The sequence below is a fragment of the Thalassotalea coralli genome, assembly GCF_055786205.1.
Map to the genome: position 1 here is coordinate 45,254 of NZ_JBVVBK010000009.1, position 24,806 is coordinate 70,059.

At 40.5% G+C, this 24,806-nt stretch carries 22 protein-coding genes; 19 read left to right on the forward strand and 3 right to left on the reverse strand.

What is annotated here, in order from left to right; all coding sequences use genetic code 11:
* Positions 1–13: 13 nt before the first annotated feature.
* The 8 genes from ACOB80_RS19300 to ACOB80_RS19335 all read left to right on the forward strand — a co-directional run bounded on the left by ACOB80_RS19300 (position 14) and on the right by ACOB80_RS19335 (position 5,722).
* The gene (locus tag ACOB80_RS19300; RefSeq protein WP_473167511.1) at positions 14–916 is read left to right on the forward strand and encodes a DUF350 domain-containing protein; all 903 of its coding nucleotides are present in this window, start codon (positions 14–16) and stop codon (positions 914–916) included.
* A 32-nt stretch (positions 917–948) separates the two neighbouring features.
* Complete coding sequence (locus ACOB80_RS19305) at positions 949–2,661, forward strand: polyamine aminopropyltransferase (protein ID WP_473167512.1); 1,713 nt, start codon at positions 949–951, stop codon at positions 2,659–2,661.
* Between the two features lie 117 nt (positions 2,662–2,778).
* Entirely contained in the window at positions 2,779–3,192 is a 414-nt protein-coding gene (locus ACOB80_RS19310; RefSeq protein WP_473167513.1) for a YjfI family protein, read from the forward strand.
* Positions 3,193–3,216: 24 nt separating this feature from the next.
* Positions 3,217–3,906 carry a PspA/IM30 family protein gene (locus tag ACOB80_RS19315; RefSeq protein ID WP_473167514.1) on the forward strand — a complete coding sequence of 230 codons (690 nt, stop codon included), beginning with the start codon at positions 3,217–3,219 and terminating at the stop codon, positions 3,904–3,906.
* Between the two features lie 57 nt (positions 3,907–3,963).
* Entirely contained in the window at positions 3,964–4,614 is a 651-nt protein-coding gene (locus tag ACOB80_RS19320) for a hypothetical protein (protein ID WP_473167515.1), read from the forward strand.
* Positions 4,615–4,941 (forward strand): hypothetical protein, encoded by a 327-nt coding sequence (locus ACOB80_RS19325; RefSeq protein WP_473167516.1) that lies wholly within the window; start codon positions 4,615–4,617, stop codon positions 4,939–4,941. It abuts the gene before it with no gap.
* Between the two features lie 4 nt (positions 4,942–4,945).
* Positions 4,946–5,410, forward strand: coding sequence for an ion channel (locus ACOB80_RS19330; RefSeq protein WP_473167517.1), 465 nt, complete (start codon positions 4,946–4,948; stop codon positions 5,408–5,410).
* 72 nt (positions 5,411–5,482) lie between these two features.
* The gene (locus ACOB80_RS19335) at positions 5,483–5,722 is read left to right on the forward strand and encodes a hypothetical protein (protein ID WP_473167518.1); all 240 of its coding nucleotides are present in this window, start codon (positions 5,483–5,485) and stop codon (positions 5,720–5,722) included.
* Between the two features lie 62 nt (positions 5,723–5,784).
* Here the strand turns inward: ACOB80_RS19335 and ACOB80_RS19340 are convergent, their stop codons facing one another.
* Both ACOB80_RS19340 and ACOB80_RS19345 read right to left on the reverse strand, forming a co-directional pair.
* On the reverse strand, positions 5,785–6,669 hold the full coding sequence (locus tag ACOB80_RS19340; protein ID WP_473167519.1) for a L,D-transpeptidase family protein: 885 nt from the start codon (positions 6,667–6,669) through the stop codon (positions 5,785–5,787).
* Entirely contained in the window at positions 6,669–8,198 is a 1,530-nt protein-coding gene (locus ACOB80_RS19345; protein ID WP_473167520.1) for a CYTH domain-containing protein, read from the reverse strand. Before ACOB80_RS19345 ends, ACOB80_RS19340 begins: the two co-directional genes overlap by 1 nt.
* Before the next feature lie 154 nt (positions 8,199–8,352).
* Between ACOB80_RS19345 and ACOB80_RS19350 the strand changes: the two genes are divergently transcribed.
* From ACOB80_RS19350 to ACOB80_RS19395, 10 genes are all read left to right on the forward strand, one after another.
* Complete coding sequence (locus tag ACOB80_RS19350; protein ID WP_473167521.1) at positions 8,353–8,985, forward strand: TIGR04211 family SH3 domain-containing protein; 633 nt, start codon at positions 8,353–8,355, stop codon at positions 8,983–8,985.
* Positions 8,986–9,120: 135 nt separating this feature from the next.
* Positions 9,121–10,566 carry a capsule assembly Wzi family protein gene (locus tag ACOB80_RS19355; protein WP_473167522.1) on the forward strand — a complete coding sequence of 482 codons (1,446 nt, stop codon included), beginning with the start codon at positions 9,121–9,123 and terminating at the stop codon, positions 10,564–10,566.
* Positions 10,567–10,687: 121 nt separating this feature from the next.
* Positions 10,688–11,767, forward strand: a complete 1,080-nt coding sequence (locus tag ACOB80_RS19360; protein ID WP_473167523.1) for a CDP-glycerol glycerophosphotransferase family protein — start codon at positions 10,688–10,690, stop codon at positions 11,765–11,767.
* Positions 11,758–12,153 (forward strand): FAD synthase family protein, encoded by a 396-nt coding sequence (locus tag ACOB80_RS19365; RefSeq protein ID WP_473167524.1) that lies wholly within the window; start codon positions 11,758–11,760, stop codon positions 12,151–12,153. The genes ACOB80_RS19360 and ACOB80_RS19365 overlap by 10 nt, the downstream gene beginning before the upstream one ends.
* A gap of 302 nt (positions 12,154–12,455) precedes the next feature.
* Positions 12,456–14,012 carry a 2-isopropylmalate synthase gene (gene leuA, locus ACOB80_RS19370; RefSeq protein WP_473167570.1) on the forward strand — a complete coding sequence of 519 codons (1,557 nt, stop codon included), beginning with the start codon at positions 12,456–12,458 and terminating at the stop codon, positions 14,010–14,012.
* A gap of 52 nt (positions 14,013–14,064) precedes the next feature.
* Positions 14,065–15,159: a 3-isopropylmalate dehydrogenase gene (leuB, locus tag ACOB80_RS19375; protein WP_473167571.1), complete on the forward strand. Its 1,095-nt coding sequence runs from the start codon at positions 14,065–14,067 to the stop codon at positions 15,157–15,159.
* Between the two features lie 2 nt (positions 15,160–15,161).
* Positions 15,162–16,571 (forward strand): 3-isopropylmalate dehydratase large subunit, encoded by a 1,410-nt coding sequence (leuC, locus tag ACOB80_RS19380; protein WP_473167525.1) that lies wholly within the window; start codon positions 15,162–15,164, stop codon positions 16,569–16,571.
* Positions 16,572–16,582: 11 nt separating this feature from the next.
* The gene (gene leuD / locus ACOB80_RS19385; protein ID WP_473167526.1) at positions 16,583–17,179 is read left to right on the forward strand and encodes a 3-isopropylmalate dehydratase small subunit; all 597 of its coding nucleotides are present in this window, start codon (positions 16,583–16,585) and stop codon (positions 17,177–17,179) included.
* Positions 17,180–17,257: 78 nt separating this feature from the next.
* The gene (locus ACOB80_RS19390; RefSeq protein WP_473167527.1) at positions 17,258–18,517 is read left to right on the forward strand and encodes a cyclic di-GMP phosphodiesterase; all 1,260 of its coding nucleotides are present in this window, start codon (positions 17,258–17,260) and stop codon (positions 18,515–18,517) included.
* A gap of 140 nt (positions 18,518–18,657) precedes the next feature.
* Positions 18,658–21,687 carry a M6 family metalloprotease domain-containing protein gene (locus ACOB80_RS19395; RefSeq protein WP_473167528.1) on the forward strand — a complete coding sequence of 1,010 codons (3,030 nt, stop codon included), beginning with the start codon at positions 18,658–18,660 and terminating at the stop codon, positions 21,685–21,687.
* A gap of 65 nt (positions 21,688–21,752) precedes the next feature.
* Here the strand turns inward: ACOB80_RS19395 and ACOB80_RS19400 are convergent, their stop codons facing one another.
* Complete coding sequence (locus ACOB80_RS19400; RefSeq protein ID WP_473167529.1) at positions 21,753–23,429, reverse strand: AAA family ATPase; 1,677 nt, start codon at positions 23,427–23,429, stop codon at positions 21,753–21,755.
* A gap of 119 nt (positions 23,430–23,548) precedes the next feature.
* Here ACOB80_RS19400 and ACOB80_RS19405 point away from each other — a divergent pair, with 119 nt between their 5' ends.
* Complete coding sequence (locus ACOB80_RS19405) at positions 23,549–24,703, forward strand: tRNA nucleotidyltransferase/poly(A) polymerase-related protein (RefSeq protein ID WP_473167572.1); 1,155 nt, start codon at positions 23,549–23,551, stop codon at positions 24,701–24,703.
* Positions 24,704–24,806 lie beyond the last annotated feature (103 nt).

Sequence of the window (24,806 nt, forward strand, 5' to 3'; positions counted from 1 at the left end):
GCAAGGAAACCTTATGAACACTTTGATTGAAAACCTTGGTTTAAATTCAGAATTATTGATTTATCTTGCCATCGATATTTCTATTGCCATTATTTTACTTAGTACGATGAAGTTTGTTGCTGGCTTATCGGCAAAAGTTAACGCGACGGAAGAACTAGCAAAACAAGATAACTTTGCTTTTGGTATTAGCGTTGCAGGCAGCATTGCGGCTTTAGGTATAGTGCTTACCGGGGCGATTACAGGCGAAAACGCTGAAAGCTTCCGCATGGAAATTATCGGTATGTTTTCTTATGGCTTATTGGGCTTAGTTCTGATTAAAGTTGGTCGTTTTATTCATGACCGATTAGCACTTCAACACATAGATAAAACTGCGCAAATTAAAGAACGAAACATCACAGTAGGCCTTGTTGACGCCGCTGGTGCTATTGCAACTGCAATCGTCATTCGTGCCGTGTTAATTTGGGTTCACGGTATGACCCTTCATACGGTTATCGCTATTCTGTCCGGCTTTGCAGTTTCTCAGCTAATGCTAGTACTGGTTACTCGTATTAAAGAAAAACAATACGCAAATGCAAACCAAGATGATTGTATGCAAGAAGCTTTTGCCAATGGTCAAGTAGCCCTAGCTATTCGTTATTCTGGACAAGTCATTAGCACAGCCTTAGCAGTAACGGCAGCAAGTTACTTCTTGGTATATAGCCCTGACACATTAGCCATTAGTTTAGTGGGTTGGTTCGCATTTAGTGTTGTCATGACATTATTAGTGAGTTTATTAACCCTAATTGCTAAAAAACTTATTTTATGGGGCATTAACTTAACTGAAGAAGTTGATCAACAACATAACATCGGTGTAGCGAGTGTGGAAATGGCAATAAGTATTTCAATTGCACTCATATTAACAGCACTTATGGCGTAAACGATAAAAGCGAAACAACAGAGGTTCAGTTTTTGACTAGTTCTGCATCAAACCGTCTTGTCTTTCAAGACGGTTTTTTAATACTTGCCATGGCGGTTTTAGCCGCCTGTGGTTTAATCTACGAATACCTACTCTCCTTATACGCTGGTCGAGTACTTGGCGTTATGGAAAGTACTATCTATGCCATGATAGGTATCATGATAGTTGCGATGGGGCTCGGCGCTTTTGCCGCACGAAAAGTCTCCTGCCCTTTTAATGGATTTGTCTATTTAGAGCTAATCATCGCTTTTCTTGGTGCAAGCTCTATCTTTATTATTGGTGCTTTAGTGGCAGCTACACAGCAGTTACCACAGCTTCTAGCAGATACATTCTCGTTGCCACCTGAAGTTCTGCCAAGAGGCGGCGCGTTTAAAAGTTTAGCCGCAGCCGCTCTCAATAGCCCGTATCTGTTCGGCTTGTTGTTAGGCTTTTTTATTGGTATGGAAATACCGTTAATCGCCAAAATTCGCGAACATATATACCAGCGACACTTAGCCAATAATTTAGGTACCATCTATGGAGCAGACTATATTGGTGCTGGTATAGGTGCAGCTATTTGGGTTATCTACCTACTCTCAATTGACATAAATCAAGCTGCGGCGTTAACCGCTATGCTCAACCTTGTTATTGGTGCATTTTTTATATGGTCGTACAAGGGTAAGCTAAAGCATCCAAAGCTGTTAGTTTTAGGTCATATCTTAGTTGCTATCTGTTTAGTATTTTTTTACAAGCACGGGGCTAACTGGTTACACAACTTAAGTAACACCTTGTATTTAGACAAAGTGGTTTACAGTGAAAAAACCCGCTATCAACAAATTACCATTACTGAACGAAAACTAGGGTTAGAGCAAGACTCGATTATTAGCTTGTATCTAAATGGGCGTCTGCAGTTTTCTTCGGCAGACGAACAGATATATCACAGTTATTTAGTGACTCCGACGCTGGCCGGCTCTGCCAGACAAGAGAATATACTTATCGTTGGTGGCGGTGATGGGTTAGCTTTAAGAGATGTATTAACCTGGCAACCCAAGCAAGTCACACTTATCGATCTAGATAAACAACTAGTGGATCTGTTTAAGCAACCTAACGATAAACTATCTGCTCGAATATCAGAGCGTTTGTTAACATTGAATGACAATAGCCTGTCTGATGAACGCGTCACTTTAATTCACCAAGATGCGTTTATTGCCGTCGATGACCTATTAAAAAGCACACAAGTATTTGACGCGATTATTGTCGATTTACCCGACCCAAGTCATCCTGACTTAAATAAACTTTATTCTGTGCATTTTTATGCAAAGTTAAACCAGCTACTTGCATCAGATGGCCTTATTTCGGTGCAATCTACGAGTCCTTATCACGCTAAAAAGGCCTTTTTATCCATTGGCAAAACGATGCAAGCATCAGGGTACTCAAGTGTCGAGCAATACCATGACAATGTTCCTAGTTTTGGCGAGTGGGGGTGGACCATAGCCGCAAAATCAGGGCAATCACCTTCTGTGCGACTAATGGCTTTGCAAGAATTTCCTGTTGAACAACACTGGTTAACTTTACCTATGCTATTAGGCTCGTTTGCGTTTTCAGAGAACTTTTATACACCTCTACCGGATATCCCGGTGAACCACTTGGGTAGTCATGTTATCTATCAACTGCACCAAGAAGCATGGCAAAAACAACAAGGGTTAAACAACGCCTATAATCATTAATACAAATTTTATTAAATTGACGCTTGACATATTATGTCTCAATGCTAAAGTTAGCGTACCGACATAATATGTCGTCAACGATTTACACTTTCGTTGCTAAAAACAAAGAGGAAGCACATGAATATTCACAAAATTGCGAATCACTTGAATGCATTAGCGGACAACTCAGAAACAGGTATGGTGTTTGACTGCCAGCCTATTTCAGGTGAAGTAGATGTATTGCAAACGACCGTTATCGGACGTGAAGAATTACCGATTTTTGTTTCGGTAACTGATGACCAGATTCTATGTATTACCTACTTATGGGGCCAAGAGGAAGTTAAGCCAGAGTGCATAGCTGATATGCATACAGCTATGTTAGAAATGAGCATTCCAATGCCGCTTTCTTCCTTTTCAAAAATCGGCGACAAGTACGTAATCTTCGGTGCGCTATCTATTAATTCAACGTTTGAAGATATCGAACATGAGCTAGCAGTACTGAACAACAATGCCATCGAAATTATCGATGATATGAGCGACTTTTTAATTTAAGCACCACCAACTTGGAGTAAGACTATGAGTATTTTTAAGAAAATTATGACCGCTATCCGTGGTGGAGCCACTGAAATCGGTGAAGCAGTGGTAGATGCAAACGCAACACGTATTTTTGAACAGGAAATTCGTGATGCTGAAAACCACCTAACAAAAGCAAAGCGTGATTTAACGGGTGTTATGGCACAACAAATGGCTGCAAGCCGTGAAGTTGACCGTATCAAGCGCGAAATTACAGAACACGAAGGCTATGCGGTTCAAGCGTTAGAAAAAGACGACGAATCATTAGCGTTAGCCGTTGCTGAAAAAATATCAGCGCTTGAATCTGAATTATCTACTCAACAACAAGCATTAGATAGTTTTGATACCAACGCCAACCGCTTAAAAGAGTTAGTGAAGAAAAGTGAGCGTCAAGTACAAGAGTACAAGCGTCAGCTTTCAATGGTAAAAACAACTGAAAGCGTGCAAAAAGCAACGTCAGCCATCACTGACAACTTTTCATCTAGTAACTCAAAGCTATTGAATGCGAAAGACTCTTTAGAGCGTATTAAAGCCAAGCAGCAAAAGTTTGATGACCAAATGAAAGCAGCAGAAACGCTTGAGTCAGAAAATTCTGATAACTCGCTTGAAGCGCGTTTAAAAGAAGCAGGCATTAGTGAGTCAGACAATGATGCGAATGCTGTGTTAGCGCGTTTAAAAGCGAAGAAACAGTAAAAATAAAAGTAACGACCACACATGTAACAATGTGTGGTCTTTTTTTAGGATCACTATATGAGCTTTATCAAATCTATTTTTGGTAGTAAAAGTGACAGCGATAAGCCACCCCGCAAAATTAGTCGTGCCAATGACCTAGAGAAAGGCGATATTATTGCGCTTAACGACAGCTTTGCTTTACCTGAACTTCTGCGTGGTCAGCAGTTCGAAGTAACGGCAGTTAACAGTTACGAATATGAGCACTCTACAGACACAGAATGGGTGCTGTCAGGCACACAAGATCAAGAGCTTTTCTTAACCTTAGATGTAGACGACAAAACCTACCTTAAATTAGCATTGAAGATATCACGTGACGATGTGGAAACATTATTTGATTTGGATGAGTTTTCCACACTTTTTGATGAGCCTGGCGACACAGAGTTAACTCGTCAAGAAGACAACGCAACCACATCAGGCTGGAGCAGTGAAGCTTACCGTCAAAGCCTGTTTGCTAAAGTTGGCTACTTTCACCGTAAAGATCATCGCAGAGAGCGTTTGTCTCAATACGAAGGCAAAGATGCTGGTGAACAATTTGAGCTATATCAACTTCTTAGCTATGATCAAGACAGAGGGTTGGAAGTTGAAGTATGGGAAGATGGCGATACCGACGTTTTTCTTACTTTATATCGCCCTACTACCGATATTGTCGACATGTTCCCAGGAAGTTAGATGAGTAGAAAAGTACCAGATAAATGGCAATCTTCCGTCAAAGCCGCAAAAGCCACTCAAGTGGCTTTTGATCTAGATGAGAAGTTCCAAATGCATATTCGCCGTGAAGCATTAGAATCAGGCTTAAGCCCTTCTGACAAAATTCGCGAAATACTTGGTTTAGAAACCAATAGACGTCCCAAAAGACCTCGCCTAACCGTTAGTTTGTCGCCTGATGACTATGTCGTGCTCGCAGAGAAATATCAATTAGCACCAGATCAGCAGCTGGAAATAAAACGAAAATTGATGGACGATTTAATTGAACACGTCAACCAAGAACAAGCATAGAAAAATGAAAGAACAATTAAAAACCTATACCGTCGACGAATTTGGCGTTAGAAACTACAACTCTTTTTACCTTCTCATCATTACGCTTGTTGTCTTATACGGAATTATCGCCCTACTCTCTATTCCTCTATATCAAGCGGAAGTCGCTATTGAATCAAGTAATATCAAGAGCTACGGCGATGCCTTTTGGACATTACAAATGAGTGCTAGCACCATAGGTTTTGGTGATTTTTACCCGGTATCGCTAACCGGTCGAACAATCGTCGCGGCAATGTTCTACATAGGTGTGGGCATGGTTGGATTTGTTGGCGCTCAGTTTGTAAATAAATTTGTCGGCTTTTCCGATACCAATGTCAAAAATAGAGAGCTTCGTAAGCAAAACGATGAGATTCTTGAACACAATAAAAAGCTTGAAGCAAAAGTTGATCAATTAGTAGAAAAAGTTGAAAAACTCATTTCAGATAAATAACAACTTGAAATTACGACAAAAGTTTTTATGCTGTATACAGAATCAATGGTGACTCTTTACTAAGGAAAGATCATGAAAAAAACGCTAGTACTCGCATTAAGCTTTTCGGCTGTTCTCTCTGGCTGTTCGAACACATCGGCTTTAGAACAACAAGTCAACACCCTTTCCAACAAGGTTGATAAGTTAACGACAGAAGTTAGCAAGCTTAAAAGACAACAAGAAAACAACAACGATGCCGTTGCTCAATTAGAAAAGAAACAAAGCGAATTAAACAAGCGTATGGATAATGTCGCTAAAACATATAAAAAATAAGGACGCTCTATAGGGCTTATTGATTTAGCGATACTTTTGCAGCAAAGCTCAATTCGCTCTGGTTAATTTATTTTTTGAGGAATACCTGTAGCAAGGTCAAGCATTCGCTTGGCCTTTTCTTTTAATTTGATATTTTCACCGACAAAATTAACCACTTGTTCAGTAAAACCATTTTTTCCAGCGTTAGCATCTTCTTGAAGGGGTGTATGTACTTCCATCCATTTACTGCCATCTGGCTCATAAGACATTTTAATTGGCTGGTTCATTACTTTTACCTGCGTGCCTTTAGCAACATTATAATAAAGCCACTCAATGTCGTCGGCATACATCCTAATACAACCAGAACTGGCACGTAAACCAATGCCGACGCGTTGATTGGTGCCATGAATAAGATACTCACTAGTACCCAACCTAAGCGCATATTTGCCAAATGGATTATTTGGCCCTGGAGGGATTTCTTTCGCTAATGGTCGTCCATTTTCTTTGAGGTATCTTTCGCGCATTGCCTCAGTTGGTCGCCATACGGGATCTTTTCGCTTTTCACCAATACGAGTGGTGGTAATAGGTGTAGACAACCCTTGCCTGCCAATACCGACAGGAAATACATAAACAAGATTTTCATTGGGTGGAAAATAGTAAAGCCTGAGTTCGGCTAAATTGATGACAATTCCTTCTGTAGCACCATATGGAAGTATCATATTAGAAGGGATCACTAATTTACTGCCTGTTTTAGGAGCAAACGGATCTACACCTTGATTAGCTGCTATTAAAGAAAGTAGCCCAATATCATGATATTCAGAAATAGCTTGAAAGTAGTCGCCCTCTTCAACCTGATAATAACTAGGCTCACCCAGTAAACGTGACCCCTTCTCTGGCACCTTATAAACGCTTGCTTGAATTGAGCCTAAACCTACAAAGGCCAAAATAACAGACGCTAGGGTTTTCATTATAACTGCCAGTAAGGCGTAGTATTTAACGCTGCTTGTCTTGTGTGGCTAATAGCAATAAGTAAGTTTTCAACTTTACCGTGATGCCAGTTGGTTACCTTTCTAATGTCAGAGGTTTCTTCCGTTAGCTTATCGAGTTGCTTTTTAACAATCCACAAACTCTGTAATTCTCTTAACCCTTGCTGTAAGTCTATCCATGGCGTTCGATACGCTTGGCGGCTTTCACTGTCAAATAGAAAACCAAACCAATTTCCAGATAACAAACTACGATGCAAAATGGTGCGAGTCGCTAAAAAGCTCTCTCCATCTCCTTCGTCTTTTACATCTTGCATAGCGTCTAACAAGGTCGCAAGGCTGGCAGAAAGTTTAACCTTAGCAAAACCAACCAAATTAGATTGGTCATTTTTTACAATCAGGCTATTTTGATGACTTAATAGTAGGGATAGTAAACTCAATTGCAGCTTATTAAAGCGCTCACTAGTTAAAATATTGATGACTTCTTGTTCTTGTGGAAAATGTTGTTTTTCCATCTTCAGTTCGTCAACAAGTTGTTGACAGTAATCTAATTTCTTACGGTATATGCCAGATTTACTCACCAGCTCTTTCACATAAACAGCGTTGTCCACCCAAGAAAACTCTTGAATAAAGTGGCTCAGTTCGTTTCTAATTTCCTCTATCGACGTATCCATAAATTCATCAAAAATCCAAAAACCGTGTCTTAGCATGGACAAGACATCAACCATATCGGATAAATGAGACAATTTTTTCTGTTGAAAGTAATTGTCGATAGCACGTTGTAGCTGCCCTAAAAAAAAGTTGATGCCCTGCTCAAATAGTTCACCTTCGCTATTCGGCTGATCTTTAGGAGCCATTACCAGTGATACAGGCTCCACAATGACATCTGTTTGCGAGGCAAACAAGCGATAGCCTCGTGCCGCTTTACTGTGTTTACCAGGTCTTAACTTTAATGAGCAAACCAATTGGTTAGCAAAATCAACTAAATCAGCTGCATTACCCTCAATGAGTTCGACTTCAAGCTCTGCGATATCAGAAGCTCCTCCGTCAGCAGAAATTTTTCCGAAATCTAAAGCTAGCTCGAATTGACTATCTTGATAATCAAATGTCCATGTGGTGCGCTGAAAGTCAGTTGAAAATAAAGACACTATTTGCTCTTGCAAATCATCGCGTTGGCGCTGACTAGACCATAAGAGTTCAGGAAACAACGCAAGCTCTGGGAATGGTTCAGAAATTTTTACGTTATACTCAGGTCGACTATGTAAGCCAGCGACAACCTGTCCCGAGGTTTTTATTGTCTGTTCAATATCATTATTTTTACGTCTTACTCTTAACCCCATATCTAACTTTCTTAGCGAAAGCTCTGGCGTATCAAAATAACAATTTTGTAAGTGACTGTGTTTACATTCCGGCTCAAGCCCTAATGTAGTGAAAAAGTGCTCAAGCTCTGTTTTTACTGATTGTGAAGAAACTAAAAATTTAAGCTCTATTTCCGTCGTTGTGTTGCTTGTCATGGGAAGTAATTGGTAAAAATAACCATCTGGTTGTAAATGTCTTGATAACGATACAAAAGTGACGAAAAAGACGCAATATTTTTCGCTTGCTATCGTACAGGCAAAGTCCTAATATCTCTGTCAGTTCAATTTGTTGGGTCGGTAATAAAAATAAATGAAAATCCTAAAACTAACACTCTGTGCATTGTGTTTATCTCTTCCACTAACAGCATTTGGTCAAGACGCTGAAAACACAGAAGCTGTTGAAGCTGTCGAAAATACTGAGGCAATGACAACCGCCTACATTTCCGATAATTTATTTATCTATATGCACGCAGGGCCTGGTACGAACTATCGCATCGTTGGTAGCATAAATGCGGGCGATGAAATTAAACTAACGGGCGAACAGGAAAACGGTTACACCAATTTTGTTGACTCCAAAGGACGCAGTGCCTGGGTAGAGTCAAAGTTTGTATCTGATGTTGCAGGGCTTAGAGCGGCTATCACAGAATTAAACGCCAAATTAGCGGAACAAGAACAACAACACGAACAAACTAAACTATCTTTGGAAGACAGTCAGTCCCAATTTTCTGCCCAACAATCTAAAGAAAAATCGCTTCAAGAAGAAGTAGCTCAACTAACACAAGAGTTAGAAAGCACTAAAGCTCAAGTAAGTAGCCAAGATTTAGAATTAAAGAAGCAGTATTTTTTTAATGGCGCCATCGTGCTTGGTATAGGCCTAATTTTAGGTTTACTTTTACCTAGACTTGCTATTCGTCGCCGCACTTCCATGGAAAGCTGGAAGTAAATTACTCGACTATAGACAATAAAAAGCAAGACAAACAAATTTTGTACATTTTAACTCTTGCTTTTTATACTCCCTTTCTTAACATAGCTCCTCAAAATCTAAGTAAAATTAGAACCTTTAACGAATAGCACTTTCATGAACTCAACGATAAAAGTTTTTTCAACAGCTCTGCTTTTTAGCCTGACGATTGGCACATGTTTTCAATCACACGCCGAAGGCGTTTCACCCTATTTACCTTTAAAAAGCGACCCCTTACTTGAACGGGAATTAGACAGATTAGCAAGTGTTGCTAAAATGCCAGTACTAACGAAACCATATCATGCTAAAACTGTTGTTAAATATCTTGAACAGATAGAAGACAGTCACCCGCAGCTTTACCAGCGCATCAACAATTATTTAAAACGCTTTAAAAGAAAAGGTGGAGTAACACACTATAGTGCATCTGTCGGGTATGGCAACGAAAGTGGCATAACGATAGACAATAGTCGTGGAGTCGAGCTAGATGATGATTTCACCGCATCGGTACACGCGTTTTATCAATTCAACGAACATTTTATTGGTAACTTTGGCGGTCAAATATCTCAGGCGGATGAATCTTTAGGTAATACCTACCTATCAATGGGCTGGGATGTGTTTCAAGTTGATGTAGGCTATCGAGAGACGTGGATGTCCCCCCACATTGACAGTGCGTTGCTTCGCTCTACCCAAGCTGAATCTAATATCAATCTGACCATCAGCAATTCAGCATTGTTAACCAGCTGGAATCTGAAATATGAGTTTTCTGTTGGCTTGCTTTCTGAAACAGATAAAATTCTTTACCAAGAGGAATTAACGACTGGGCAGCCTGGCTTTATGACTATGCATTTGAGCTTTCAGCCGTTTGATTGGTGGACAGTCGGCTTTAATCGCAGTTACATGTTTGGTGGCGGTGGTAGAAGCGTTTCACTTGGCGATATTTGGGACGCCATTATTGATCCAGTAAACAGCGATAACTGTGGTGGCGACGGCACTGATTTGCAAGACTGTAGCGAAGAAGTCGGTAACCAAATAGCGTCTATTTCAAATCGATTCAACTTATCCATTTTTAACTTCCCTATGACGATAAACTGGGAGTATGCTGGAGAAGATACAAAAGAATACAGTAATTACGAGCTTGGCAATATTGCGCAGAACTTTGGCATTTTTATGCCTTATGTTACCGAAAAAGCCTCTGTAAACATTGAATATACTAAATTTCACAGTCATTGGTATCGACATCATATTTATGGTGACGGCTATACGACTGGTGGCAATGTAATGGGCCACTGGTGGGGTGACTTCAAAGACTTAGGCGATACTAGCCCAGGCAATAGCTTAAGCTTAAATGCGAATTATGAAATTTCTGATAAAACGGTTGTTTCAGTAAAGTTCAAACAAGCTGAAGTTAAAAACGAAACAACGAATTTAACGGAAAAAGGGCATCAAGTAGATATAGGTTTTACGCGACTCATTAATAAACACTTTGTTACGCTGGACCTGACCGCTGGCGAATCGAAAGAAAATGACAGTTATTACGGTATTCGATTAGGCTATCGATGGTAATTTTGCCACGGTAGTCAACAATCTATATAATATCGGACTTTATCGCTTAGGTGATTATTAGGCAAGGACCGCTTTTTCTTCTACCCGAGTAAAGTGTCTTTTTCAAAAGTTAAATAGCTATATGGTCGTCTATTTCGATATAAAACAGTTTTATTACCTACCGCAATACATTCCAGTAAAAGAAGCGTTAGCAGCTCAGAACATCAACTCAGTTTTTGTTTTACACAAGCAAGAAGAATTCAATGAGTTACTGGAAAAAACAGTTCAAGAATTAGGGCTTTTTTATATAAGTGTCGAAGACGACAAACAAGCATTATATGTTTACGAAAAAGACAAACCCGATTGGGTTATCTTTGGCAATCGCATGGATGATTTGTCTGGTGTACACGAGCATAGTAAAACGGCTTTAATGCAGCATGGAATAGGTCCTAAATCGTGCTACTACGATGTATCTGAAGGCGAAGTTCAATACCGCTTTGTCGAAGGAGAGCATCGCCTTAAAAGGTTACAAGATAGGTTTCCTGATAAAATATTTGTCGATTCTGGTTACGCAAAGCTAGATCCCATCATCAATGGAACTATTGACGCCCCGAAATTAGAGGAGTTAGGCTTAGACCCTAATAAACCAACCATTCTCTACGCACCAACTTTTTATCCTAGCAGTATTGAAATGCTACCTAAGAATTGGCCTGAACAACTGAGCCAGTTTAACTTGATCATCAAGCCGCACTTTTTTTCATTACAGAAAGCAAAATACAAAAAGCAACGTGACCGTTTATTAGCATGGAATGAATTTAGTAACGCTTATCTAACCAATGTAGTCGACACAAATATTCTACCTTTCATGCACCTTGCCGACTTGATGATTAGTGACGCATCTTCAGCCTTATTTGAATTTACCGCGCTCAATAAACCTGCTGTTTGGTGTGATTTTTATAAACTACGCTGGAGCTACCGAGGTATCTTCAAAAAACGATTTACTAAGCGATTAGACGATGATCTAAAATATTTTGGTATAGTGGCTCAGCAAGTTAAAAATGCTGGAGACTTATCATCCACTGTGATTGAGCATTTAAACAACCCTCAACTAAAAGAACAGCAGCGTCTTGAGATGAAAGAATTATTAACTGGCGTTGTTGATGGACAATGCAGTCAAAGAATTGCTGACTTTATAAACAAGGAATCTGCAAAATGCGCGTAATAACCTTTGGAACATTTGACGTATTTCACGTTGGACATGTCAATATTCTAGAGCGTGCTAGCTTGCATGGCTCTCACCTGATCGTTGGTGTCTCTTCCGATAAGCTAAATATGGAAAAAAAGGGGCGCTACCCGATCTACAACGAGGACGACAGACAACACATCATTCGCTCTTTAAAGTGCGTTAATGAGGTATTTGTTGAAGAATCTCTCGAACTTAAAGCGGAATATATCAAATATTACAATGCCGATATTTTAGTGATGGGCGACGATTGGCAAGGAAAATTTGATCATTTAAAGGATATATGTGAAGTCATTTATCTACCAAGAACCCCGTCTATTTCAACAACCGAAATCATAGAAGTAGTAAAAACAAAGCGCTTTTAATTACTCAAATTTATGACTCATAGCAATTATCTATAATGAGTTCTCATTTTTTGTTTGACAAAATTTGAGTAAATACGCTATTAATATGCACATCTTAGAAAAGTTTAACGTTGATACGTATTAAATGAACAAAATAAACAGCACATTAACTAACCTCCTCCTCCTCGCCTTAACTGTGCGCGGATAGGATATTGCTGTTTGTAAAATAAGAAACTAATTACAGTAATTTAGAAAAACCCGCGCTAATAAGCGCGGGTTTTTTTATGCTCGTATTTATTGGCGTTAACGTAAAGGACAACCTAATGGACAATCAAGTCATCATTTTTGACACAACATTAAGAGACGGTGAGCAAGCATTAACTGCTAGTTTATCGGTTCACGAAAAACTACAAATAGCGCAAGCTATTGAAAGGCTTGGCGTTGACGTAATCGAAGCAGGCTTCCCTGTTTCATCACCAGGCGACTTTCATTCAGTTCAAGAAATTGCGAAAACTGTCAAAGATGCTCGCGTATGTGGCTTAGCTCGCGCTGTCGAAGCTGATATTCAAGCCTGTGCTGACTCGTTAAAAGTAGCAGACCAATTTCGAATTCATACCTTTATCTCAACATCTGATGTACATGTTCAGCAAAAACTACGTAAAGGATTTGACGACGTAGAAGCCATGGCCATTAACGCGATTAAATTTGCACGCAGATTTACTGACGATGTAGAGTTTTCTTGTGAAGACGCAGGAAGAACACCTATCGATAATTTATGTCGCATGGTAGAAAATGCCATTAACGCAGGCGCTACTACCATTAACATTCCTGATACCGTCGGCTACACCCTACCAAACGAGTTTGGTGGCATTATTAGCACGTTATTCAATCGTGTTCCTAATATCGACAAAGCCATTATCTCAGTACATTGCCACAATGACTTAGGCTTGGCCGTTGCAAACTCAATGGCGGCAGTTCAAGCTGGTGCACGTCAAATTGAATGTACCATAAATGGCATTGGTGAGCGCGCGGGTAACTGTTCTTTGGAAGAAGTTGCCATGATCATGAAAACACGCGCAGACTTGTTAGAAGTTCAAACACGTATTCAACACCAAGAAATTGCTAAAACGTCTAAATTAGTCAGTCAGTTGTGCAATATGCCCGTACAACCGAATAAAGCCATTGTAGGTAGCAATGCCTTTAGTCACTCCTCAGGCATCCACCAAGACGGCATGCTAAAAGCATCAAATACTTACGAGATTATGACGCCTGAAAGTGTTGGTATTGCGAAAACAAAATTAAACTTAACCTCACGCAGTGGACGCCATGTCATTAAACACCGTATGGAAAGTTTAGGTTATCAAGAATCAGATTTTAACTTAGATGAACTTTACGCTGACTTCCTAGCCTTGGCAGACAAAAAGGGGCAAGTCTTTGACGATGATTTAGAAGCCCTGTTGTTTAACATTCAACAACAAGACAACAAAGATTTTTATCGTGTTGATACGATGAACGTTCAATCGGGTGGCAGCGACTTCGCCACTGCTGGCATTAAGTTATTTGTTGGTGAAGAAGAGCAACAAGCTTCTGCAACGGGTAACGGCCCAGTAGATGCACTGTATCAAGCAATTAAACAAGCAGTGGATGTTGAAATTGAAGTCACCGATTACAAAATTTCTAATAAAGGCTCAGGCGAAGATGGCTTAGGTCAAGCTCACTTAGTCGTTAAATGGCAAGGGAGAAACTTCCATGGTTATGGTTTAGCTACAGATGTTATTGAAGCATCTGGCCAAGCACTGATCCACTGTTTAAATAGTATTCACAGAGCAAAAACAATTGCTCAAATGAAAGAACAACAAAAAGAAGCCAATGGCAAATAATCACGTTTGCATAACTCGCGAAGCAAACGAATAGAGAAATTAAGGGCAAAATATAATGTCAAAAATTGCAGTATTAGCCGGTGACGGAATCGGCCCAGAAGTAATGAATGAAGCAGTAAAAGTAATGTCTGTAGCTGCCGACAAGTTTAGTTTTCCATTAACATTCGAACACTACGATGTCGGTGGTTGTGCTATCGATAATCACGGTACCGCATTGCCGCAATCTACCATTGCAGGATGTGAGCAGGCTGACGCTATTTTATTCGGCTCTGTCGGTGGTCCTAAATGGGAAAATCTTCCACCAACAGAGCAGCCAGAAAGAGCATCATTGTTAGGTTTACGTGGCCATTTCGGTTTATTCTGTAATATGCGCCCAGCTCAATTACAATCAGCAATGTCTACTTTATCACCACTGCGCGCTGATATTTCTTCACAAGGTTTTGATATTCTTGTCATGCGAGAATTAACCGGCGGCATTTATTTTGGTGAGCCAAAAGGCCGTAAAGATGTAGGCACGGAACAAGAAGCAGGTTTCGACACCATGATTTACACCAAAGGTGAAATCAAACGCATCACAAAACTTGCTTTCGAAGCCGCTCAAAAACGCGATAATAAAGTGACTTCAATTGATAAAGCGAATGTACTTGCAACGTCACAGTTATGGCGTGAAGTCGTCAACGAAGTCGCAAAAGAATATCCTGAAGTTACTCTTGAGCACATGTATGTTGATAACGCCGCAATGCAATTAGTTCGCGATCCTGCTCAATTCGATGTCATGCTTTGTTCTAATTTATTTGGTGATATCTTGTCTGATATCTGCGCCATGATCACAGGCTCTATGGGTTTACTTCCGTCAGCAAGCTTAAATGAGCAAGGCTTTGGTATGTATGAGCCAGCAGGTGGAAGCGCCCCTGATATAGCAGGCTTAGGAATAGCCAATCCAATCGCTCAAATTTTGTCTGGTGCACTTTTATTACGTTATAGCTTAAATCAAGATGCAGCGGCGACGGCAATCGAAAACGCAGTAGGTAAAGCATTAGACGCTGGCAACTTCACTCGCGATCTAGCTAGCGCAGATCAAACGGAATTAGCAAAAACCACACAAGAGATGGGTGACATCATCTGCAACATTATTAAGGAGAGCTAATCATGGCAACAACTTTGTATGAAAAATTATGGCAACGCCATTTAGTTGAAGAAAAAGCAGGTGAAACTCCTTTACTTTATGTTGACCGTCACCTAATCCACGAGGTGACATCTCCTCAAGCTTTTGCGAATTTGCGTTTTCATAATCGCCCTCTTCGCCGCCCTGAGCGCACTATCGCAACCATGGATCACAATATTTCAACTCGATCTATTGAGATCAATGCTGCGGGTGAAGGTGCGGCTAATCAATTACGTACTTTAGAGAAAAACTGTAAAGAGTTTGGTATCAAATTATTTGGTATGGGCCATAAAAACCAAGGCATAGTGCATGTTATGGGCCCCGAGCTTGGTTTAACTTTACCGGGCACTATAATCGTTTGTGGTGACTCACATACAGCTACCCACGGTGCATTTGGTGCTTTAGCCTTTGGTATTGGCACTTCAGAAGTTGAGCATGTATTTGCCACACAAACGCTTCGCCAGACTAAAGCAAAGACGATGAAAATCGAAGTAAAAGGCCAAGTTGGTAAAGGCATTAGTGCAAAAGACATTATCCTTGCCATCATAGGTAAAACAGGTAGCGCAGGTGCAACAGGCTACGTTGTAGAGTACTGTGGTGAAGCTATCACCTCGTTAACCATGGAAGAGCGCATGACCGTTTGTAACATGAGTATCGAGTTTGGTGCTAAAGCAGGCTTAATCGCGCCTGATCAAACCACTTTTGATTACTTAAAAGGTAAAGAGTACGCACCAAAAGGCGATACTTGGCAACAGGCAGTAGAAGACTGGTCAACACTGCGCTCAGACGATGATGCAGAATTTGATGCAGTTTTAACCCTTGAAGCAAAAGACATTAAAGCTCAAGTCACTTGGGGTACTACGCCTGGACAAGTTATCGAAATTGACGCAGTTGTGCCTTCGCCTGAAGACTTCAGCGACCCTGTAGAAAGTGACTCATGTAAAAAAGCACTTGCTTATATGGGCTTAGAAGCTGGTACCAAAATTACTGACATTGAAGTAAACAATGTCTTTATTGGATCTTGTACAAACTCTCGTATTGAAGATCTACGTGCTGCCGCATCCGTTGTTACTCAATATACCGAGCAAGGCCAAAAATGTTCTGACAAAGTCACAGCTATTGTTGTACCAGGCTCATACCGCGTAAAAGAACAAGCGGAAAGTGAAGGTTTAGACAAAGTGTTTAAAGACGCGGGCTTTGAATGGCGACTACCTGGTTGTTCTATGTGTTTAGGTATGAACGACGACAAACTTAAAGAAGGCGATCGCTGTGCATCCACCAGTAACCGTAACTTCGAAGGCCGTCAAGGTCGCGGTAGTCGTACACACTTAGTAAGCCCAGAAATGGCGGCAGCTGCAGCTATCACGGGTCACTTCGTAGATTTAAACGCATAAGGAGCAACACAATGGATAAATTTACCCAACACACAGGTTTGGTTGTTCCTTTAGACGCAGCCAATGTAGATACAGACCAAATCATTCCAAAACAGTTTTTACAAAAAACTGAACGTATTGGTTTTGGCCAACATTTGTTTCATGATTGGCGTTACTTGGATGGGGATGGCACTAAAGACAACCCAGACTTTATTTTAAACGCTCCAATATACAAAGACGCGTCTATTTTACTCGCGCGTGAAAATTTTGGCTGCGGCTCAAGTCGTGAACACGCACCGTGGGCGATTCAAGAGTATGGGTTTAAAGTGGTTATCGCACCGAGCTTTGCTGACATTTTTTACGGCAACTGTATTAATATCGGTATCGTGCCAGTAAAATTACCAGAAGAGCAAATAAACCAACTCTTTGCTGCTGCCGACGGCGGAAAGCTTAACCTAACTGTTGACCTTATCAATAATAAAGTATTTAGTGGTGATCTTAGCTTTTCATTCAGCTTAGATAAATTTCATCAATACTGTTTAGAGCAAGGTATAGACAGTGTTGGTTGGACATTAAACAAGCTAGAAACGATAGAAGATTTCGAAGCCAAATTACCCGCCTGGCAGTAATAAAAAACTCGAATGTAGTAACATTTTTGTGATAACTTACCGACAATTGGTAAGTTATCACTAGTAGAGTTTTCTTAAATGAATGAGCAGCACTCCCAACCTTTAACCACTATTGCCATCGATCAATTATCGTTAGGTATGTATGTCGTTGCGATTGTTGACACCGATAACTTAGAAATAAAATCAGAGGGTTACATCACCCAAAGCGAGACTATCAAACAACTGATAAAAGCCCGCATTAAACAAGTAATCATCGACCCTAAAAGAACTAAAAAAGCGGAACAAGTTGATCGTGTTTTTTCCGATATAAAAACAGTTCAACAAGGTGAAAAGAATAAAAAGAAAACTTCGTCTACCAAGCAAACGACAAAAGATTCAAGCGAAAGAAAAGTTTCGATAGAACAAGAGCTAAAAAAAGCGAACTCCCTGTATAAAGGGGCAAAAGCACTACAAGCAACGATACTAGACAATGTAAAGCTAGGAAAGGCTTTGCACATTGACGAAGTTCAAAACACTACCGACGCATTAGTTGAAAGCATTTTTCGTAACCCTGATGCCCTCACCTGCTTAACGCGTATTAAATCAAAAGATTCATTCTTATTAGAGCACTCGTTAAACGTCTCGATTCTTATGAGTACATTTGCGAAACACTTAGGCTTTGATAAACGACTTATTCACGAAATTACGTTGGGTGCTTTTCTGCATGACATAGGCAAAGTGTTGATACCAAGCGATATTTTACACAAGCGAGGCGCATTAACACCGCAAGAAAACAAAATCATGCGCAGTCATGTGGCATTAGGGTTAAAGATGTTAGAGGACAGCCCTGACATTTCACACATCGCTATGCGCATGATTCGAGAACATCACGAGCGCAACGATGGCAGTGGTTACCCACAAGGGTTAAATGAAAAGGATGTGTCAAAATATGGAAAAATGATCGCCATCGTTGATAGTTATGATGCGATGACTTGTGAACGACCTTACAAAAAATCAGTGCATCCTATTTCGGCTTTCAAAACTTTAGTAGCAGAATCACCTGGGCAATATGACGAAGAATTAGTAGAAAAGTTTATCCAGTGCTTAGGCGTTTACCCTGTCGGCACATTGGTCAAGCTCAATAGTGGAAAGCTAGGTTTGATTAGCCAATTAAACAAACAAAAGCCACTGCACCCTCACGTTAAAGTGTTTTATAACACTCGTCTTAGTCAAGCCATACCAATTGAAGAAATAAATCTGGCAAAAAGTAAATACAAAGATCAAATCGACTGCTGTATCAAACCTGAAGAATTTAACCTAAATTTGCTCGGTTTTTTCAAAAACGCGTTTATCGATTAATCGAATAAGCCAATTAAAAATCACTTAAAGCAACACTGTATTAACAATTACATTATCTGTTATTATCAAAAAATAACCGCTAAATTGGAAAATAGCGGTAAAATACACAAGAAGAAGTCATTTAAAAGGAAACTGAAAAAATGTTTAAAAAACTTCTAGCGCTATGCCTTATTGCTGTTCAGTTTTCAGCATTAGCTACTCAGCCCCCAACGAAAGAACAGATCGAAAAATACCGTAAAGATGGTACGTTAGCCGATCGTATTAAAGCAGCAAAGGCTGCGGGAACTCATCATTTTCATCCGAATTTAGTTGAGAGACTTAAACGCCACTCTCACCAGTTTAAAACTAACAACACTGACGGCACGTTTACCTTTTCCGCAAACATAGACCCACTTGATGGCTACTTCCCATCAACAGGCACGCCAAAAATGTTAGTTCTGTTGGTGGAATTTGAAGATTACCCCCATACCGACTTAAACAGCCAAGAATCTATTGAAAGTAAGATCTTTGGAGAAGGCGATTCAAACCTATTTCCATACGACAGCCAAAATGCCTTTTACAAACGCTCTTCTTATAACCAATTAGATATTCAAGGTAATGTCCTAGATTGGTACAAAGCGCCTTATAATAGGCCTGAAGATAACGGCAACTCTTGGGAAGTGAAACAAAAGGTAATTCGCGATGCTATCGAATATCACGACGCCTTAGGCCATGACTTTAGCCAATACGATAATAATGGTGATGGAGAAATAGATTACGTTGCCGTTATTTGGACAGGCCCAACTGGTGCTTGGGCATCACTGTGGTGGGGTACATTTTCTGGTTATTATGATAATTCTTTTGTCGTCGATGGAAAAACCGTTGGTACCATTTCTTGGCAACAAGTTTCTTATAGTACGCCAGCACAAGAATTTAACCCTTCAACCTTAATCCATGAAACAGGCCATGCCTTAGGCTTACCGGACTTCTATGATTATGACGATTCTATTGGTCCTCGTGGCGGAGTTGGTGGATTAGATCAAATGGGTGGTGACCATGACCACAATGCATTTAGCAAATTTATCTTAGGCTGGACGACCCCGAAAGTTGTATCGGGATCACCATTGGATCTTGAATTATCTCCGTCTGCGGTAGCGGGAGACTCTGTTATTGTCTACAAGGATGCGGATGAAACAACTAAGTACGACGAGTTTTTTATCGCTGAGTATAGAAACAAAGAAGGCAACGACATTCATTTCCCTGGCGAAGGGCTGACCATATGGCATATCGATGCAACGTTAAACCAATGGGGCTATTTTGAAAATAACAACAGCTACAGTGATGACAAATTTATTCGCTTAGTTCAGGCCGATGGTCGAGATGATATTGAAAAAAGTAGGGCCTCTGCGGGATCAAGTGACATATTTATAGCAGGCGATGAATTTTCTCCCAACGCTAAGGTAAAGTCTAGAAACAATGCCGGTGAGCATACTGGTGTGGTTATTTCCGATATTAGCCTGGGCAGCGATAAATTATCCCTTAATGCAGAAGTATACAGCTCAATCAACGGAAGTAACTTTAATAGCATTGAAGATAAGAGCCTAATCAAAAACAGCATAACGGAAAGCTTTACCGTAGATAACGCTTCTGAATTGGAAAAGTTAGAGATTTTCGTTAACAGTCAATTATTTGCAACATTAACTGAACCTCCATTCGAGGTGACAATTACGAGTGATTCATTGACATCTAATAACTATGTGATCGACGCCGTTACGACAAACTTGGACGGCTTCACTTCTACTGAGTCTCGCGACATTCTATTTTTAAGTGAGCCTGTATCGACGCTTTTAGTAAACTTAGGAAATGACGACGAAACCGCTCTGCTGAACAAGCTTCATGAAAGCCAAGATTCAGCTATAATGAGCGATTTTATTGTGCCATTAACGCCGGAAGACTTTCCGGTGGTAAAAGTAAATTTTGGCTTCACTTACGACAAATGGCAATCTGATGGTCGCGCTAATTACGCGAGACCTGACTTGTCAAACGATGTTGAAAACCGCTTATTAAATTACTTAGATCTTGGTGGAAAGCTAATCATTGAAGGGCAACAAGTCTTCTATTGGAGTCCGAGCCTAGAAAACAGACTAGGCATTAATTCTTATCTTATCGGACCCGTTTTCACTTCTATTTATGGAGAGAATTTATATAACGGCATGGCTATCGATTTTGATACTAGCGTTTATGAAAACGCTGGCCGACCAATGCAAGCTTACATATTTGAAAACACGTCATCAGATCCAACAACCCCGTTTCTCAATGCTACTTATATCGATACAGATGACAATGAGCAAACATTCGCCTGTTCACAAGGTAAAGAATTTGCGAACGGTGCCAAAGTCGTTTTTGCGACATGTATAATGAACCAGCTTGACGCTAAGTCGGCTGCAATTGCATATAACACCTACATGGAGTATTTGGGCTCTTCAACTACCATTGCTGTTAATCAAAGCCCTACAGTGACGCTAGCAAGCAACATCACAGCAGAAGAAAGAACGCAAGTTACGTTGCAAGCTGAAGCAAACGACGCTGATGGAGATAACCTAACTTACCAATGGCAGCAGCTTTCTGGCACAACTGTTACCTTAAGCGATGAAACTAGTCTGACAACAAGCTTTGATGCGCCAGAGGTTCAACAAGACACCGAACTGACCTTTCAACTAACCGTCTCTGATGGCTTGGACGAAAGCATTGCGACAGTAGCTGTAATGGTAAAACAAGTTAATCGCGAGCCAACAGTCAGTGCAGGAAACAATGCATCCATTCAAGAAGGAAATACGGTAACCCTAACAGGCTCTGCTACTGATTTAGATAACGATGCTCTGACAGTTGCTTGGACTCAGTTGTCGGGTACAGAAGTAGAATTAGCTGGAGCGTCAACATTAACTGCTAGCTTCACGGCACCGCAAGTAAGCTCTTCAACAACGCTAGAGTTTCAAATAAGTGTTTCTGACGGAACGGATACGGTAACAGATACCGTAGCAATTACTATCACTGATACACCAGTAACACCAGTCAACCCACCGACTGATTCTGGTAGCTCAGGTGGTGGCGGTGGCACTACTTGGCTGATGTCATTATTAACGCTAATGGTTTGGCTTAGAAGACAAGGTCAATTTAAGACCACTCCATAGTCATAGTTGATGAAATAAAAAAAGCACCTAAGGTGCTTTTTTTATTTCTATTGAAAATGAACACATTACCAGCTAGATAACGCTGGCATAGTAAACATTCGACCCTGATATTTTAGAACAACCAATTGTGGCAAAATAGACTTTAAGACGACACCTCTAGCAACCTCATCCCCTTCTCTTAATTCAATACCATTTACCTTAACCCACCCTTCCCCGTTGGTGGCAAAAACATGTTGATCAAAGTTCAAGCTAGGCAAACTATCTTGCATTGCAGCCGGCAACTGATGAACAGGCACTAAATGAGTTTCTTGTTCGGCACTCTCGGTTGTTGCAGCATTTTCACCATCGTTTACATCATATTGATTAGTTGGCAACTCATTGTCTTTAAAGTCACTGCTGCTATCCGTTTCTTCAATAGCTTGTTGAAATCGTTCAAAAAGCTCATTAGATACATTATCTGCTTGTACAAGATCGGTAGAATCAAATGAATTTTCGTCTACTTGATCGGGGCGATAACCGAGAATAAGCTGCTGCTCCTCTTCTGGCTGCGATTTTTCCTGGGTAACTTCTGTATTTGTTATCTTATTTTGTGGAGCGCTGTAGTTCGCATTTGCTTGATTCTGTGCCAACAATTGCTCAACCTTGCTAACTAACGCATTTACCTGTTCAGCTTGAATTTGCTCAGTGCTTGGCTGAGTTTCTTGGTTAGGAGCTGTTTGGTTTGTTTGCTGCAATTGACTTGCGTTAGTGGCTAACTGTTCTTCTTTATCATCAGTTTTCGCCTCAATTGTTTGTGAAGCTACGTTTTGTCGTGGGTATAAAAATGACTTTGCGAGAATAACGCCTAAAGCAACTGCGCAAACTGTCGTCATGGCAACTGCCATAGGTGAAGAGAAGTTAAACGAAAGCGAACGATTACTTTGCTGAACGGGCTCGCTGCCAAGTGCTTCAACAGCCGCTTGCTTCACGATTCTGCCATTCACAGTAGACTGATTAGTGTTATAGGCAATAATCAAGGAACGGTCACACAATAAGTTGACAAGACGCGGCACACCGCCAGATATTTTATGTAATTGACTAATCGCTGAGCTGTTAAATAGATCTCTTGTACACTTTGCCACATTAAGACGGTGCTCAATATACTGCTTTAATTCCTGTTTGTTTAAGGGCAACAAGTGGTATCGTGCGGTAATTCGTTGTGCAAGTTGTCGTAAATCACGTCTCTGCAACAGCACTTGCAGCTCTGGCTGACCAATTAAGATAACTTGTAAAAGCTTTTTAGTGTTCGTTTCTAAGTTAGTTAGTAACCTAAGCTGTTCAAGAACTTCTGGTTGTAAATGCTGTGCTTCATCAACAATCAGCAAAGTGTTAATACCATCTTCATGGTTTTTCAGCAGCTTAGCCTGAATTTTATCGGTAAGGTATTTAAGGGTTGCCCCTGTTTTCTTATAACGGATTTTTAAATTATCACAAATGGTTGCCAGTAACTCTTCACAAGAAAGTGTAGGGTTTAAAATAAATGCAGCTTGAGTGTTTTCAGGTAAACGCTCCATTACAGTGCGACTTACCGTGGTCTTCCCAGTTCCAACCTCTCCTGTGAGCAGTACAAAGCCACCATGGTCACCCAAACCATGGCTTAAATGATTTAGCGCTTCTTTATGGCGATTACTCAAAAACAAATACGCCGGATCTGGCGCGATAGTAAAAGGCGCTTCACTTAGCGAAAAATAAGCCGTATACATAAATATTGTCCGTAACTATTCGGTAACTTGAAAAACTAACCCTTAAGGTTAATGAATCGTTAAAGCTATTATCCATCCTATGATAAGCTATGCCGACTGAAAATACACCAAGCAAACGAATGAATAAATCACCAACAATTGAACAAACATTAAATACTTTTCTCGTAGGCGGCGCAGTTAGAGACTCTTTGCTCAAACGCCCTGTTGTCGAAAAAGACTATTTGGTGGTTGGTGCTACGTCTGAGCAAATGCTTGAGCTTGGTTTCGTCCCTGTAGGTAAAGACTTTCCGGTATTTCTTCACCCTGAAACAAAAGAAGAATACGCGCTTGCGCGCACAGAAAAAAAACAAGGTAAAGGATACCAAGGTTTTGTTTGTTATGCCGCTCCAGAAGTAACCTTAGAAGAAGACCTTAAACGCCGCGACTTAACGGTTAATGCTATGGCCATGGACAAAGAAGGAAAAATTCATGACCCTTACCAAGGCTTAGTTGATTTGGGAAACAAAACACTAAGACATGTGTCACCTGCATTTAGTGAAGATCCGCTTCGCGTGCTTCGCGTCGCGCGTTTTGCCGCACGTTACCATCACTTGGGCTTTGCTGTCGCAGATGAAACTATGGCGTTAATGACGGAAATTAGCGACTCAGGCGAATTACAGTACCTTTCAGCAGAAAGAGTCTGGAAAGAAGTCAGCCGAGCTATATCAGAGACTGACCCTAGCGTATTTTTTCATGTCCTTTATCACTGTGGTGCCTTAACTAAGATACTCCCAAGCATCGCCAATAGTTGGCTCGACATTAGCGAGCTATTCGAGGATCAATGCCAATATTCAGGCGATGCCAATATTCGCTTTGCACTACTCACCTTATTAACCGAGCAATCGGCAAAGCAATTAAAGCAAGTGTCAGAAAATTTAAAGCTGCCTAATCACGCTAAATCAATTGCTCTAGATGCAGAGAAAAATAAAGCAGAGATTATTAATGTTTGTGATGCTACTTCAATAAATGCTCTATTTAATCGACTAGATAGCTGGCGTAAGCCCGAACATGCCTTTGAGGTGATTACCGCCGTTCTGATCTCAAGTTTAACGACAGAGCAAAATTTCGAACAACACCTTAAGCCTACAATTGATTTACTAAGAAACTGTTATCAGCAAGCGACAAAAGTTATTGCGAAACCATTTGTTGAACAGGGCTTAAAAGGAAAAGAGATAAAAGAAGCGATTGAAGCACAACGTGAGAAAGTGATTGCGGGTGTTTTGTCTTCGAACTAAACACCTTATTCAACGTTACAGTTTGTCCAAACTTTAGTTAAACATTTTCATGGGCTCCTAATGCTTTATTAGGGGCTACAGTTATCAAAATTACCCCCTAAAA

Coding starts and splice junctions, on each gene's coding strand:
- ACOB80_RS19300 (WP_473167511.1), top strand. CDS start 14: ATGAACACTTTGATTGAAAACCTTGGTTTAAATTCAGAATTATTGATT.
- ACOB80_RS19310 (WP_473167513.1), top strand. CDS start 2,779: ATGAATATTCACAAAATTGCGAATCACTTGAATGCATTAGCGGACAAC.
- ACOB80_RS19315 (WP_473167514.1), top strand. CDS start 3,217: ATGAGTATTTTTAAGAAAATTATGACCGCTATCCGTGGTGGAGCCACT.
- ACOB80_RS19320 (WP_473167515.1), top strand. CDS start 3,964: ATGAGCTTTATCAAATCTATTTTTGGTAGTAAAAGTGACAGCGATAAG.
- ACOB80_RS19325 (WP_473167516.1), top strand. CDS start 4,615: ATGAGTAGAAAAGTACCAGATAAATGGCAATCTTCCGTCAAAGCCGCA.
- ACOB80_RS19330 (WP_473167517.1), top strand. CDS start 4,946: ATGAAAGAACAATTAAAAACCTATACCGTCGACGAATTTGGCGTTAGA.
- ACOB80_RS19335 (WP_473167518.1), top strand. CDS start 5,483: ATGAAAAAAACGCTAGTACTCGCATTAAGCTTTTCGGCTGTTCTCTCT.
- ACOB80_RS19340 (WP_473167519.1), bottom strand. CDS start 6,669: ATGAAAACCCTAGCGTCTGTTATTTTGGCCTTTGTAGGTTTAGGCTCA.
- ACOB80_RS19345 (WP_473167520.1), bottom strand. CDS start 8,198: ATGACAAGCAACACAACGACGGAAATAGAGCTTAAATTTTTAGTTTCT.
- ACOB80_RS19350 (WP_473167521.1), top strand. CDS start 8,353: ATGAAAATCCTAAAACTAACACTCTGTGCATTGTGTTTATCTCTTCCA.
- ACOB80_RS19355 (WP_473167522.1), top strand. CDS start 9,121: ATGAACTCAACGATAAAAGTTTTTTCAACAGCTCTGCTTTTTAGCCTG.
- ACOB80_RS19360 (WP_473167523.1), top strand. CDS start 10,688: ATGGTCGTCTATTTCGATATAAAACAGTTTTATTACCTACCGCAATAC.
- ACOB80_RS19365 (WP_473167524.1), top strand. CDS start 11,758: ATGCGCGTAATAACCTTTGGAACATTTGACGTATTTCACGTTGGACAT.
- leuA (WP_473167570.1), top strand. CDS start 12,456: ATGGACAATCAAGTCATCATTTTTGACACAACATTAAGAGACGGTGAG.
- leuC (WP_473167525.1), top strand. CDS start 15,162: ATGGCAACAACTTTGTATGAAAAATTATGGCAACGCCATTTAGTTGAA.
- leuD (WP_473167526.1), top strand. CDS start 16,583: ATGGATAAATTTACCCAACACACAGGTTTGGTTGTTCCTTTAGACGCA.
- ACOB80_RS19390 (WP_473167527.1), top strand. CDS start 17,258: ATGAATGAGCAGCACTCCCAACCTTTAACCACTATTGCCATCGATCAA.
- ACOB80_RS19395 (WP_473167528.1), top strand. CDS start 18,658: ATGTTTAAAAAACTTCTAGCGCTATGCCTTATTGCTGTTCAGTTTTCA.
- ACOB80_RS19400 (WP_473167529.1), bottom strand. CDS start 23,429: ATGTATACGGCTTATTTTTCGCTAAGTGAAGCGCCTTTTACTATCGCG.
- ACOB80_RS19405 (WP_473167572.1), top strand. CDS start 23,549: ATGAATAAATCACCAACAATTGAACAAACATTAAATACTTTTCTCGTA.